General features: G+C 39.3%; 11 protein-coding genes. 9 read left to right on the forward strand and 2 right to left on the reverse strand.

Going from position 1 to position 13,265, the window contains the following annotated elements:
• Positions 1-174 precede the first annotated feature (174 nt).
• The 9 genes from J1N10_RS10235 to lepA all read left to right on the forward strand — a co-directional run bounded on the left by J1N10_RS10235 (position 175) and on the right by lepA (position 9,785).
• On the forward strand, positions 175-1,422 hold the full coding sequence (locus J1N10_RS10235) for a sigma-54 interaction domain-containing protein (protein WP_262326605.1): 1,248 nt from the start codon (positions 175-177) through the stop codon (positions 1,420-1,422).
• Positions 1,419-1,925, forward strand: a complete 507-nt coding sequence (locus tag J1N10_RS10240) for an LptE family protein (protein WP_262326606.1) — start codon at positions 1,419-1,421, stop codon at positions 1,923-1,925. Before J1N10_RS10235 ends, J1N10_RS10240 begins: the two co-directional genes overlap by 4 nt.
• Positions 1,926-1,946: 21 nt before the next feature.
• Complete coding sequence (locus J1N10_RS10245) at positions 1,947-2,864, forward strand: tetratricopeptide repeat protein (protein WP_262326607.1); 918 nt, start codon at positions 1,947-1,949, stop codon at positions 2,862-2,864.
• 15 nt (positions 2,865-2,879) lie between these two features.
• Positions 2,880-3,239, forward strand: coding sequence for a preprotein translocase subunit SecG (gene secG, locus J1N10_RS10250; protein ID WP_262326608.1), 360 nt, complete (start codon positions 2,880-2,882; stop codon positions 3,237-3,239).
• Between the two features lie 338 nt (positions 3,240-3,577).
• The gene (locus J1N10_RS10255) at positions 3,578-3,856 is read left to right on the forward strand and encodes a co-chaperone GroES (RefSeq protein ID WP_262326609.1); all 279 of its coding nucleotides are present in this window, start codon (positions 3,578-3,580) and stop codon (positions 3,854-3,856) included.
• A 32-nt stretch (positions 3,857-3,888) separates the two neighbouring features.
• Positions 3,889-5,532 (forward strand): chaperonin GroEL, encoded by a 1,644-nt coding sequence (gene groL, locus J1N10_RS10260; protein WP_262326610.1) that lies wholly within the window; start codon positions 3,889-3,891, stop codon positions 5,530-5,532.
• 165 nt (positions 5,533-5,697) lie between these two features.
• The gene (locus J1N10_RS10265) at positions 5,698-6,543 is read left to right on the forward strand and encodes a DUF4922 domain-containing protein (protein WP_262326611.1); all 846 of its coding nucleotides are present in this window, start codon (positions 5,698-5,700) and stop codon (positions 6,541-6,543) included.
• Between the two features lie 27 nt (positions 6,544-6,570).
• Positions 6,571-7,761: a cation:proton antiporter gene (locus J1N10_RS10270; protein WP_262326612.1), complete on the forward strand. Its 1,191-nt coding sequence runs from the start codon at positions 6,571-6,573 to the stop codon at positions 7,759-7,761.
• Positions 7,762-7,997: 236 nt separating this feature from the next.
• Complete coding sequence (gene lepA / locus J1N10_RS10275) at positions 7,998-9,785, forward strand: translation elongation factor 4 (protein WP_262326613.1); 1,788 nt, start codon at positions 7,998-8,000, stop codon at positions 9,783-9,785.
• 213 nt (positions 9,786-9,998) lie between these two features.
• Here lepA and aspA read toward each other — a convergent pair whose 3' ends face one another.
• Positions 9,999-11,405 carry an aspartate ammonia-lyase gene (gene aspA, locus J1N10_RS10280; protein ID WP_262326614.1) on the reverse strand — a complete coding sequence of 469 codons (1,407 nt, stop codon included), beginning with the start codon at positions 11,403-11,405 and terminating at the stop codon, positions 9,999-10,001.
• 365 nt (positions 11,406-11,770) lie between these two features.
• Entirely contained in the window at positions 11,771-13,222 is a 1,452-nt protein-coding gene (locus tag J1N10_RS10285) for an alpha-L-fucosidase (RefSeq protein ID WP_262326615.1), read from the reverse strand.
• Positions 13,223-13,265 lie beyond the last annotated feature (43 nt).

Here is a 13,265-nt window from a genome sequence, read left to right on the forward strand (position 1 = left end):
AGTTAAACGCAAATTATTACAACCTATTTGGCAGAGCCTTGCTTTATCCATATCTATTTTAACAATTTTTGTTGAGCATCATAGATGTCAATTCTTTTAGAATTGTAACTTTGTCAGGTTATCTGCAATTTTAGCAGGTTATTCAACGATTGGATAGTGATATAGCAGTAAAGAATGGATTTACAACAAATCAAACAACGATTCGGAATAATTGGCAATTCGTTTGGACTCAACAGGGCCATTGATGTGGCAGTGCAAGTGGCACCAACAGATTTATCGGTGCTAATTACAGGAGAAAGTGGAACTGGGAAAGAGGTGATGCCACAGATCATCCACCAGTCAAGTGCCCGCAAGCATGGCTCCTACATTGCTGTTAACTGTGGGGCTATTCCTGAAGGTACTATTGATTCCGAACTCTTCGGACACGAAAAAGGAGCATTTACCGGTGCCTTATCCGATCGTAAAGGTTATTTTGAAGAAGCTAATGGTGGTACTATTTTCCTGGATGAAATTGGTGAATTACCACTTAATACCCAAGTTCGTTTATTGCGTGTATTAGAAGCTGGCGAATTTATCAAAGTAGGTTCATCCAAAGTTTTAAAAACTGATGTGCGTGTAGTAGCGGCTACTAACGTAAAAATGGAGCAAGCCATTAAAGAAGGTAAGTTTCGTGAAGATTTATTTTATCGTTTAAATAGTGTGCCGATTTCTATACCTCCATTGCGTGAGCGTGCCGATGATATTTATTTGTTGTTTCGCAAATTTGCTAATGACTTTGCAACACGCTATCGCATGCCGGCAATTCGCTTAACTGACGATGCTAAAGAAATGCTTCTGCGCTATCGCTGGCCGGGAAACATCAGACAGCTAAAGAATATTACAGAACAAATTTCCGTTATTGAGCAACAACGAGAAATCAATGGCGAAGCCATTACTAAATACCTGCCCTATCATTCGGGCGATAACCTTCCGGCCATTATAACCGACCATAAAAAGGAGGAATCCGACTTCAGTAACGAGCGCGAAATTCTTTATAAGGTGTTGTTCGATATGAAGAATGATATGAACGACCTGAAAAAGCTTGTACTGGATATGATGGAAAATGGAGGTGTGAATGCACAAGGCGAACATGCCCAAATTATCCAGAAACTATATCAAAGCGAAGATGGTGACTTTGTGCCCAATAATAATAACGTGCAACCGATGCCTTATTCACAACCTGTTCATAAGGAACACCATGAATCCATTCAGGATACTGAAGAGTTTGTCGAAGAATCGCTATCATTGGCCGATAAAGAAATTGAGTTAATTAAAAAAGCGCTCGATAAATACAATGGCCGGCGAAAACAGGCAGCGGTTGAGTTAGGTATATCGGAACGTACCTTATATCGAAAAATTAAAGAATATCAGATAGAACGATGAGCAAAATAAATATCCTATTAGTAGTATGTCTGTCATTAATTGTGAGCGCCTGCTCCGTTAGCATGACAATGAGCGGCGCCTCCATACCCGAAAATCTAAATACTTTTTCAGTACAGTATTTTGATAATCGTGCACCATTAATCAACCCGGTATTAAGCCAAAATTTAACAGAAGGGTTGAAAGACCGAATTGCCAATGAATCACGTTTAACACTCAAGGATGGAACCGGTGATGTAGATTTCTCAGGCGAGATTACAGGTTATAGCGTTCGACCTATGGCTATTCAGGCCGATGCAGTCTCTGCCGAAACACGGTTAAGCATGACGGTTAAAGTCCGCTATAAAAACTACAAAGACCCAAAACTTAATTGGGAAAGTTCTTTCTCAGCCTTCCGTGACTTTGAATCATCGCAAAACATTAATGCCGTTGAAGATGATTTAACAGCTGAAATGATTGAAGAAATTACTGAAAATATTTTCAACAAAGCATTTGCCGATTGGTAGAATACTATCGTTTTTAGCCCGATGAAAAAAACAGATTTTTTTGACATAGTAGCTCAACCAGCATTGCTTAATGAAGGCTCCCTACCTGCATTAAATGAAATAGTGGAAGAATTTCCCTGGTTTCAAACAGGTCGTATGTTACTGATTAAAAATCTTCATACCATTGAACATCTGCGCTTTAATGCTGAATTGAAGCATTCGGCAGCCTTTATCGCTGACAGGAAACGCTTGTTTGAACTCATCCACAACAACACTTCTGAAGCAACAGTTGAAAATGAATCGCTTGAGACAGCTGACACAACACCTACTGAACAATTTGTTGAAACCAAAGAAGAAAATACAAAATCTTCGGTAGGCATAACAACCAAGGTAAGCTCAATAGCTGATTATTTCCAAGCTGACGATGTGTATGAAACAGCTGATGGTGGTCAAATTGATTTCTCTCTCACGTCTGATAAGAATGCCAATGACGAATCATCGTCGATGGTGATGCCTAGTGCGGACTTTTTAGGTTATGAATCGGCCGATTTTGTTGGTTATGAATTAAAAGAAAGCATTGACCCTAAAGAAAAGAAAGATGAAAGCCACTCCTTCTCCGATTGGTTAACCATGCTTCGTCATGCCCCTGTTCAGGCAGAAGAACAACCTGTCAAGAAAAAATCGCAGCAAATTATTGATAATTTCTTACAGATTGATTCGCCAAAGATTGTTCCGACCCGTAAAATGGAGGAGCAAAAAACTGCAGTTCCTCCTGCTTTTAACGACAATTCAAATGACAGCTCGGACGACCTGATGTCGGAAACTTTAGCTGATATTTACATCAAGCAAAAGCACTATGATAAAGCAATTGGGATATATGAAAAGCTACGTTTGAAATATCCCGAAAAAAATGCTTACTTTGCACGTCGAATTAGCGACTTAGAAAAATTAACAAATTAAATAATTGAGCGAGATATGTATACTTTTGTTTCGATATTAGTAATCTTAGTAAGTATCTTTTTAATCCTTATTGTACTGGTTCAGAACTCTAAGGGTGGTGGTTTGGCCTCTAACTTTTCATCACAAAACCAGGTGATGGGTGTGCGTAAAACAACTGATTTCTTAGAAAAAGCAACCTGGACAATGGCAGCTGCTTTATTAGTATTGTCATTTGTGGCTGTAATGGTATTGCCAAAAGGTCAAATGGGTGGTGCTGAAATTGATGAGAAATTAAACACTTTGCCATCACAACAGCAAGAAGTACCAGCTTTCCCAACACCAGCACAAGGTGACGAAGCTACTACAGAAGAAGCTCCTGCTGAAGACGCTAACTAAGCAGAAAAATTTAAAAAAATATTAAAGAGGAAATCCGTTTGGGTTTCCTCTTTTTCGTTTATGGGCAATGAGTAGTCCTACAATATTTCCCGCTGATTTCGCAGATTAACGCAGAACATTATTTTGCAAAAGCAATTAAAAAAAACTCAGCGAAAATCTGCGTTATCTGCGGGAACCTATTCGTAACCTGCAATTTTGACTTTTGTGTCACGCCTCGCCTGTCAGACATCTGCAAAAAAGTCAGTGAAACTTATAAAAATATGTCATAAATTGCTTTGGCATACTTTGTGAGAAAACAGCAATCGTTATAATAAAAACAACATTAAAAATTAATAGATATGTCAGAATTAAAAGGAAGAATCTTAGCCGGAAAAATTTTGGTTAAGCCTCAGGCAGCTGAAACAACAACAGCAAGCGGAATTATCATTCCTGATTCAGCCAAAGAAAAGCCACTACAAGGTGAAGTCGTTTTAGTTGGTGAAGCTAAAAAAGACGAAGCAATGGAAGTGAAAATTGGTGATACAGTATTGTACGGTAAGTATGGCGGTACTGAATTATCAATCGAAGGCGAAGACTACTTGTTGATTCAACAGTCAGATGTTCTTTACATCCTTTAATTATTAATCCTGAATATTTAAAAAATACAGAAATGGCTAAAGAAATTAAGTTCAATATTGAAGCGCGCGACCTATTAAAAGAAGGTGTTGACGCGTTGGCTGATGCAGTAAAAGTAACATTAGGCCCTAAAGGTCGCAACGTTGTTATCGATCGCAAATTTGGTGCGCCATCCATCACTAAAGATGGTGTATCGGTTGCCAAAGAAGTTGAGTTATCAGACCCTTATGCTAACATGGGTGCTCAAATGGTGAAAGAAGTAGCTTCTAAAACTGGTGATGACGCTGGTGACGGAACAACAACTGCCACTGTACTAGCTCAGTCTATTATCAATGTTGGTTTGAAAAACGTAACAGCAGGTGCCAACCCAATGGAATTGAAAAAGGGTATTGACAAAGCGGTTGCTGCGATCGTTAAAAACATCAAAGCTCAGGCGCAAGAAGTTGGTGAGCACAGTGAAAAAATTGAGCAAGTTGCTACTATCTCAGCTAACAACGACAACGAAATTGGTAAGTTGATTGCTGAGGCCATGGAAAAAGTAAGCAAAGAAGGTGTTATCACTGTTGAAGAAGCTAAAGGTACTGAAACAACTGTTGAAGTGGTTGAAGGTATGCAGTTCGACCGTGGTTACATTTCTCCATATTTTGTGACTGATACAGAAAAAATGGAAGCTGATATGGAGAATCCATATATTCTTCTTCATGATAAAAAGATATCTTCAATGAAGGACTTGATGCCTACTCTTGAAGCAACTGCCCAAGCAGGTCGTTCATTAGTTATTGTGGCAGAAGATATTGATGGAGAGGCTCTAGCTGCACTTGTTGTTAACCGTTTACAAGGTCGTTTAAAAGTAGCGGCAGTTAAAGCCCCTGGTTTTGGCGACCGTCGTAAAGAAATGTTGCAAGACTTAGCTGTGTTAACTGGTGGTACTGTTATCTCTGAAGAGACAGGTTTGACATTAGAAGCAGTAACTATCGACAAGCTTGGTCAGGCTGAAAAAGTGACTATTGATAAAGAAAACACAACTGTTGTTAATGGTGCTGGTGAGAAAGAAGCTATTGATGCTCGTGCTAACCAGATTAAAGCTCAGATTGCCAACACAACGTCTGACTACGACCGTGAGAAATTACAGGAGCGTTTAGCTAAGATTGCCGGTGGTGTTGCGGTATTGTATGTTGGTGCTGCTTCTGAAGTAGAGATGAAAGAGAAGAAAGACCGTGTAGATGATGCTTTAAGTGCAACGCGTGCAGCTGTTGAAGAAGGTATTGTTGCCGGTGGTGGTGTTACTTACATCCGCTCTATCGCAGCTTTAGCTGATATTAAAGGTGAGACTGAAGATGAGCAAACTGGTATCGAAATCATCAAACGTGCCATCGAAGAGCCATTGCGTCAGATTGTATTCAATGCTGGTAAAGAAGGTGCAGTAGTGGTGCAGAAAGTGGCTGAGGGCGAAGGCGACTTCGGATACAACGCTCGTTTCGACCGTTACGAAAACTTATTGGAAAGCGGTGTGATTGACCCGGCTAAAGTAACACGTATCGCTCTTGAGAACGCTGCGTCTATCGCAGGTATGTTCTTAACAACTGAGTGTGTTTTAGTAGAGGAAAAAGAAGAAGCTCCGGCTATGCCAATGGGTGGCGCCCCAGGAATGGGTGGCGGCATGCCAGGTATGATGTAAGAATCATCATAAACAAATATATAAAGAGGGAAGTCGAAAGGCTTCCCTTTTTTTGTATATTAAACCTAAAAATATCACAATCTTAAGGATAGCAAAGCCAAAACTTCTTTATAATTGTTATATTTATCGAAATCTATTTCAATCATAATCAGACCTTAAAGCCTTATGACAATAGAAGACAAAAATTATTCACGTACTTTAAACGCAACAAACGGATTAGCATTTAATCTTAAATATATTGCCGACAAGCAAAACCTTTCGTGGTACAACAAGCAAGAATATCTTCAAAAGCAGTGCGAATATTGTGCGTTTACTTCATCTAAAAAAGAACCGATTCATAGTTTGATAAGAAGTGGAGTGTCTCTTTTTAATGATCATGAGCTATTAGTTGCCGATATTCATGCCGGAGAATATATTGGGGTTCATTTAAAACACATGCTCAATATTGTTGATGAAAACAAGGGAGCAGCAATAGCTTTTGAAGGCTCTAAAAATGCGCCCATAAAGAAATATCATTTCTCCTGTCATTTTATTGCAGATAAAAACCGACTGCCAATAACAACAGACCTTAATAAAAATTACAATAAGGTGATTTTTAGTCAAAACAACTTATCAATTAGCATTCTTGATGTTTATGGCCGAAACCCTATATATATTACAAGTTCATCAGCAGATGTGCTTGTTGACACCTTTCATAAAGTAGAAAAACAGATTGGCGTTAACTATTCGACCAATAGCCATCCATACATCAACCTGGTTATATGGAAAGAAGATAATAAATATATACTTGCTGCCATCCCAAGGGTAGTCTATAAACCAACCGAATTTTATGATGAAACCAACCTATGGGATATAGCGCCTGGGGTTTTAGAGATGAGCGGACTTTATTTAATAAGTAATCATAGTGAGTTTATTAGTGTTAATGTTGAACAACTTCAGGAAATTGCAAATGAGGTATCGTTTAGTAATAGCCATATATTAGAAATTATAAATACATTAGACCTAAGCTGACAATAAACGAATAACCAAACCCATATTATGTATTTTCAATTTGCTATTCTCCTTGCTATAATATTAACATATAGCATAATAGCAGGAAAAGTTGAACGCTATCCTGTGAGTGCGCCCATCATCTTTCTAACAATCGGACTAATACTGGGGCCAATTGCCCTTCATGTGTTTAATTTTAATTTTAATCGAGAAAACTATCAGCTTTTATCCGAGTTTGCTTTAGCATTGGTATTATTTAGTGATGCCTCAAAAGCTAACTTAAAAGTTTTAAAACACCATTTTGCCTTACCATCGAAGCTATTATTGATTGGATTACCCTTAACTATTCTGTTGGGCTATGTGATTGCCAGGATCCTTTTTCCACAATTTTCGTGGATTGAAGCTGCCATCTTAAGTACCATTCTTGCTCCAACTGATGCCGCACTTGGCGAACCTGTAGTCTCGAACAAATCAGTCCCGTCAAAAATCAGAGAAGGTATTAATGTTGAAAGTGGATTAAACGATGGTATCTGCGTGCCTATTTTATTGTTGCTAATAGCTGCGCAAAAAGTCCAGCATATCGAAACCTCTTCATTTAGTTATGGATTAAGCCTATTCGCAGATGAAATCGGGCTTGGGATTATAGTTGGTGCTTCTATCGCATTAGTTGGTGCTATTTTAATAAAGCAAGGTGTTAAAAACGGGTGGATTGAATCCTCATGGAGGACCACAATTATTATCCTAATCTCATTATCCAGTTTTACATTTGCCCAGGCATTAGGAGGAAGTGGCTTTATTGCTTGTTTTGTTGGAGGAATAACTTTTAATATCACGTTCAATCTAAATAAACCGGAATTTTTAGAAGGAAGCCAAGGCGTTGGCAAAATATTAAATGCCGTGGTATGGCTAATTTTTGGAAGCGTTATTACCGGATGGATTTTACCCCAATTAACATTAGAAATTATCTTGTATTCATTATTAAGCCTTACTTTGATACGTATTCTTCCTGTATTACTAACACTATTTAATCACAAAATAAGTTTATATGCCAAGTTATTTACGGCTTGGTTTGGTCCCAGAGGATTGGCAAGCATTGTATTTGCAGCTATGGTTTTAGATGTAAATTTACCTCATGGAAATACAATTGTTGTAATTGCTCTGCTAACTATTTTATTCAGCGTTTTTGCCCACGGTATATCAGCAAACCCGATGGCTAAGGCATTTTTAAAATCGAACTAAGCCCTCAACTGTAAATATACCATTTATCTGTGTGCTGAACTCTAAGAAAAGGTCGAAAACGATGCCCTGCAAATTGGTGGATACATGAAACTTATTGAATTAGTCATAGGCAATAATTATCCCCCTCTGCATCTCAGTGTTTATCTTTCTCACCTATTCCCAGATTTTAATTAATTGAGTATCTTTGCAGTCCTTGTTAACAGATTGACAAGCTAATTGATTGAAAGTAATTGTAGATGAAGAATATACGTAATTTTTGCATTATTGCTCATATCGACCATGGAAAGAGCACCTTGGCTGACAGACTATTGGGACATACTGGAACTGTAACCGGTAAGGATGCCCAAGCCCAAGTACTCGACGATATGGATTTGGAGCGCGAGCGTGGAATTACCATTAAAAGTCACGCCATCCAGATGGATTATGAGTTTGAGGGTGAAAAATATGTCTTGAACCTGATTGACACACCTGGACACGTGGATTTCTCGTACGAAGTATCGCGTTCGATTGCAGCCTGTGAGGGCGCACTTTTAATTGTTGATGCCACACAAGGTATTCAGGCTCAAACAATCTCAAATCTATACCAGGCCATTGAAAATGACTTGACCATTATTCCGGTGTTGAATAAAATGGACCTTCCCAATGCCATGCCGGAAGAAGTAGAGGACCAGATTATTGATTTAATTGGTTGTGACCGTGAAGAAATTATCCGTGCCAGTGGCAAAACAGGCGAAGGTGTTGATGATATCTTAGCAGCTTTAATTGATCGTGTTCCTTCACCAGAAGGTGATAAAGATGCACCCCTGCAATGTCTGATTTTTGACTCGGTATTTAATTCTTTCCGTGGCATCATTGCTTACTTTAAAGTGGTGAATGGAAGTATTAAAAAAGGCGATCACGTCAAATTCTTCAATACTGAAAAAGACTATTATGCCGACGAAGTTGGTGTATTGCGCCTTGATATGGAGCCTCGAAAGGAGCTTAAGACAGGTGATGTTGGTTACATTATTTCCGGTATTAAAACCAGTAAAGAAGTTAAAGTAGGTGATACGATTACCCATGTTAAGGGTGGTTGCTCAACTGCTATTGGTGGTTTTGAGGAAGTAAAACCTATGGTATTTGCCGGTGTTTATCCGATTGATGCTGAAGATTATGAAGATTTGCGTGCTGCCATGGAAAAACTGCAGTTGAACGATGCTTCGTTAACTTACGAACCTGAGTCATCAGCTGCACTTGGCTTTGGTTTCCGATGTGGTTTTCTTGGCCTGTTACACATGGAGATTATTCAGGAACGATTGGATCGTGAGTTTGACATGGCGGTGATTACCACCGTACCTAACGTGCCTTATATAGCACACACAAAGAAGGGTGAAACCATTAACGTGCATACGCCATCTGAATTACCTGAACCAACGGTATTGGATGTTGTAGAGGAACCTTACATCCGGGCTTCGGTTATTACCAAATCGGAGTACATCGGTCAGATTATGACGCTTTGTCTTGGTAAGCGCGGCACACTAATGAAACAGCATTACCTAACGTCCGACCGTGTAGACCTGGAGTTTGAATTACCACTGGCTGAGATTGTATTTGACTTCTACGATAAGTTAAAGAGTATCTCGAAAGGTTATGCGTCGTTTGACTATCATCCTATAGAATTCAGAGCTGCAAAGTTAGTTCGATTAGATATTTTATTAAACGGTGAGAGTGTGGATGCTTTATCATCTTTAATTCACTTTGACAATGCGCAGGTATTTGGCCGCCGCATGTGTGAGAAGCTGAAAGAACTGATACCACGTCAGCAATTTGATATTGCTATTCAGGCAGCTGTTGGAGCGAAAGTTATTGCCCGCGAAACAGTAAAAGCGGTGCGTAAAGATGTAACAGCTAAATGTTATGGTGGTGATATCTCGCGTAAGCGTAAATTGTTGGAAAAACAGAAAAAAGGTAAGAAACGTATGAAACAGGTTGGTAATGTTGAAGTACCACAAAAAGCTTTCTTAGCGGTTCTTAAACTAGACTAGTATAAATTGATCCCTGTTGGGATGTTGGAAATAACTCGGGCCCGTCAGACTTTTGTTTGATGGGCTTTTTTTGACTGTTAGATATTGCTCAAACGGATGTCATCTTTTAATTACAAAATATTTATAAAGATGACATCCATCGTTAATTCACTTTAATACAAAAAAGCGGATGCTATTACTAACATCCGCTCTCAGTTAACTAATCAAATTAACCTATTGGCATGTTCGTTTGGCCGGGCCAATCATATTTTCCGGCTTTAATATTTCTTTTAACTGTTCTTCAGAAAGAATGCCTTCCTCCAACACAATCTCGTAAACACCTTTTCCTGTTTTCAACGCTTCTTTAGCAATGCGCGTGCTGTTTTTGTAACCAATATGGGGATTAAGAGCCGTTACAATACCAATACTCTTTAACACCATATTCTCGCACACATCTTCGTTGGCTGTGATACCATCCACACATTTGGTACGAAGCGTATCCATTCCGCGCATTAAAAACTGCATTGATTCCAGAATACTGTGGCACAATACCGGCTCCATCACGTTTAACTGCAACTGGCCAGCTTCGGCAGCAAAAGTCACCGTTAAATCGTTACCAATGACTTTAAAACAAATTTGGTTCATCACCTCAGGGATAACCGGATTAACTTTACCCGGCATAATAGATGAGCCAGGCTGCATCGGTGGCAAGTTTATCTCATTTAAACCGGCTCGTGGACCCGATGACAATAAGCGTAAGTCATTACAAATTTTCGAAATCTTAACAGCCATTCGCTTCAAGGCCGATGAGTAAATGACGTATGAACCTGTATCTGGTGTTGCCTCCACTAAATCGCTGGCTAAAACGATTGGATAACCAGTAATTTCGCAAAGGTGCTTCACGCATGCTTCTGAATAACCTTCAACCGAGTTAATACCAGTACCAATAGCTGTAGCTCCCATATTCACTTCGCGGAATAAATTGGCATTTTGTGTCAAACGCTCAATTTCCTCAGTAAGTGTTATAGCAAAAGCACAGAACTCCTGACCTAGAGTCATCGGCACGGCATCCTGCAATTGCGTGCGGCCCATCTTAATAACATCGGCAAACTCGGTGCCTTTCTTTTTGAATGCGTTAACAAGTAGCTGCAGGTGCTCAATTAAGATGTAGTTCTTCTTAATAAGCGACAATTTGATGGCCGTTGGATAAGCATCATTGGTTGATTGCGACAAGTTGACGATGTCGTTAGGTGAGCAATGCTCATACTGACCTTTTTCATACCCCATCAGTTCCAAGGCACGATTGGCAATCACCTCATTGGCATTCATGTTAACACTTGTGCCGGCACCGCCCTGAATCATATCAATCGGAAATTCGTTATCAAACTTACCTTCCATCACCTCTTTACAGGCTTGCACAACGGCATTTTTAACTTTGTTATCCACCAATCCCAAATCATGGTTGGCTTTAATAGCTGCCATTTTAACCACGCCAAGCGCCCAGATAAAATGACGATAATGGCTCAAACGAGCAGTAGATATATTAAAATTTTCAACCGCACGTTGAGTTTGTACACCATAGTATGCATTAACGGGTACTTGCAATTCTCCTATTAAATCGCTTTCAATACGTGTTGCCATAATTGATAGTTTTTAGTTATGTCAGTTGCAAATGTTGATGTTTTATAACTGGTAAAACATGTCATTCGTCATCAAAAAAAAGTGGGGTAAGAGTGCCAAAAATCAGTTTATCAGCACGCCTACCCCACTTTGGGGAAAGTCAATAAATAATCATTGTTTTTTGATTGAAAATTATCCAATCACGAAAATCCAATTACAATCTGTAAGTTTTGACTTTCACTGAATTTAAAAGATTTTAATCCATTTTATGTCGCACAACATAATAAATTGCTTACAAATTAATTATTCCGATAGCGTATTAGGTAGATAGTTTATTAGGATATACTTTTATTCTATATGCATTATCAATCCTTACATCGCACATCTTATAGATTTCTATTTTCAGCATCTTTAGCGGCTTGCGATTTACCATATGCTTTGCCCGCCATTTTCTCCACTTCTGAAATTTCAAAAGCAACAGCATATTGCGCCGTTCCTTTCTTCTTTGGTATATCAACCAAGGTAGCATTGCCCTGGCGACTAAAAGCAACTGTTTTGCCTGTTGCCACATCTTTAATTGTTGCCCTTTTAGCCACTAAACACCCAGGCAACATGGCCTTATCTGGCATCTCTCCATCCTCTAACAGCACAATTGCATATACTTTACTATTGTCTTTACTGCGTGTATAACGCACATTGGCCTCGGCAAATGGAGCTATAGCTCTGGTAGCATATATAGCTTCACTGTTCAACTTAATCCACTGTCCTAGATTGCGCACTGCCTCTACCTCTTTTTTATTAAACCAGCCTTGCGGCGAAGCGCCCAGATTCAATAATAGGTTACCTCCCTTTGAAACGATATCAATAAACTTATGTGTTAGCTGTCGTCCTGATTTTACATTGGTCTCATTACTATCTTCAAAACGATATGAGAAGCAACAGTTAACGGTCATACAAGTCTCCCAGGGAATTGGGTTTGACTCAGATGGAATATGTTGTTCCGGTGTACGATAATTCTCCCAGCGTCCGCCTACCCAGCGGTCAACCACCAAAATACCTGGCTGCTTCTCACGACACATCTGCCCCACTTCATCCATTTTCATATCTTGCCCCTGGTTGTTTTTATCAGCCCAGGCACCATCTAACCACAAAATATCAACATTGCCATAATCGGTCATCAGCTCTTCCACCTGGTTATAGAAAAAATCGGTAAAATTCCTCCACCAGTCGGGATGTCGTTCAATTTTATAGTTGACATTACGACCAGGTGAGTCGAACGATGGCGACCAATAGTAAGGATGATGCCAGTCTGGTTTAGAAATATAGGCTCCAATCATCATATTTTTAGCTCGCATAGCCTCAAACAATGAACCTGTGATATCGGCATATTTGGCATTGGCATATGGAAACTTCGGATTGGTGATTTTGTATTCCGTTTGTTTCGAGTCCCACATGGTGAAACCATCGTGATGCTTGGTGGTAAATACAAAATACTTAGCCCCCATTTCTTCAGCAAGTTCGGCCCATTGATCAGGGTTAAATCCGGTTGGATTGAATTGTAACGGCAACTCATTAAAATAATGCTCCCTGAATTTTCTAATATCGGCATGTGGAGTTAACCAATCCACATCTTCCGAAACCACGGGCCACGATTCACATAAACCATCAACCGAATAAGCTCCCCAATGCACAAAAAATCCCAACTTAAGATCTTGCCATTCATCCAGCTTTTCTAACACTGCCGGGTCGTTTTCTACAACATACTCTTTACCGCTCCATTGCGAAAAACCAATGGTAGCCAGTAGTGAAAATGCTGTCGTAAAGATAAATTTCTTCATATGAGTTTTATTAAACGAATTATAAAGATAAAAAAAAGGTACC

The organism is Carboxylicivirga litoralis, assembly GCF_025499605.1.
In the GTDB taxonomy this organism is placed as follows: Bacteria; Bacteroidota; Bacteroidia; order Bacteroidales; family Marinilabiliaceae; genus Carboxylicivirga; species Carboxylicivirga litoralis.

What these genes read in the sequence shown, in the direction of transcription:
- J1N10_RS10235 (WP_262326605.1), top strand. Translation starts at nt 175, where the DNA reads ATGGATTTACAACAAATCAAACAACGATTCGGAATAATTGGCAATTCG.
- J1N10_RS10240 (WP_262326606.1), top strand. Translation starts at nt 1,419, where the DNA reads ATGAGCAAAATAAATATCCTATTAGTAGTATGTCTGTCATTAATTGTG.
- J1N10_RS10245 (WP_262326607.1), top strand. Translation starts at nt 1,947, where the DNA reads ATGAAAAAAACAGATTTTTTTGACATAGTAGCTCAACCAGCATTGCTT.
- secG (WP_262326608.1), top strand. Translation starts at nt 2,880, where the DNA reads ATGTATACTTTTGTTTCGATATTAGTAATCTTAGTAAGTATCTTTTTA.
- J1N10_RS10255 (WP_262326609.1), top strand. Translation starts at nt 3,578, where the DNA reads ATGTCAGAATTAAAAGGAAGAATCTTAGCCGGAAAAATTTTGGTTAAG.
- groL (WP_262326610.1), top strand. Translation starts at nt 3,889, where the DNA reads ATGGCTAAAGAAATTAAGTTCAATATTGAAGCGCGCGACCTATTAAAA.
- J1N10_RS10265 (WP_262326611.1), top strand. Translation starts at nt 5,698, where the DNA reads ATGACAATAGAAGACAAAAATTATTCACGTACTTTAAACGCAACAAAC.
- J1N10_RS10270 (WP_262326612.1), top strand. Translation starts at nt 6,571, where the DNA reads ATGTATTTTCAATTTGCTATTCTCCTTGCTATAATATTAACATATAGC.
- lepA (WP_262326613.1), top strand. Translation starts at nt 7,998, where the DNA reads ATGAAGAATATACGTAATTTTTGCATTATTGCTCATATCGACCATGGA.
- aspA (WP_262326614.1), bottom strand. Translation starts at nt 11,405, where the DNA reads ATGGCAACACGTATTGAAAGCGATTTAATAGGAGAATTGCAAGTACCC.
- J1N10_RS10285 (WP_262326615.1), bottom strand. Translation starts at nt 13,222, where the DNA reads ATGAAGAAATTTATCTTTACGACAGCATTTTCACTACTGGCTACCATT.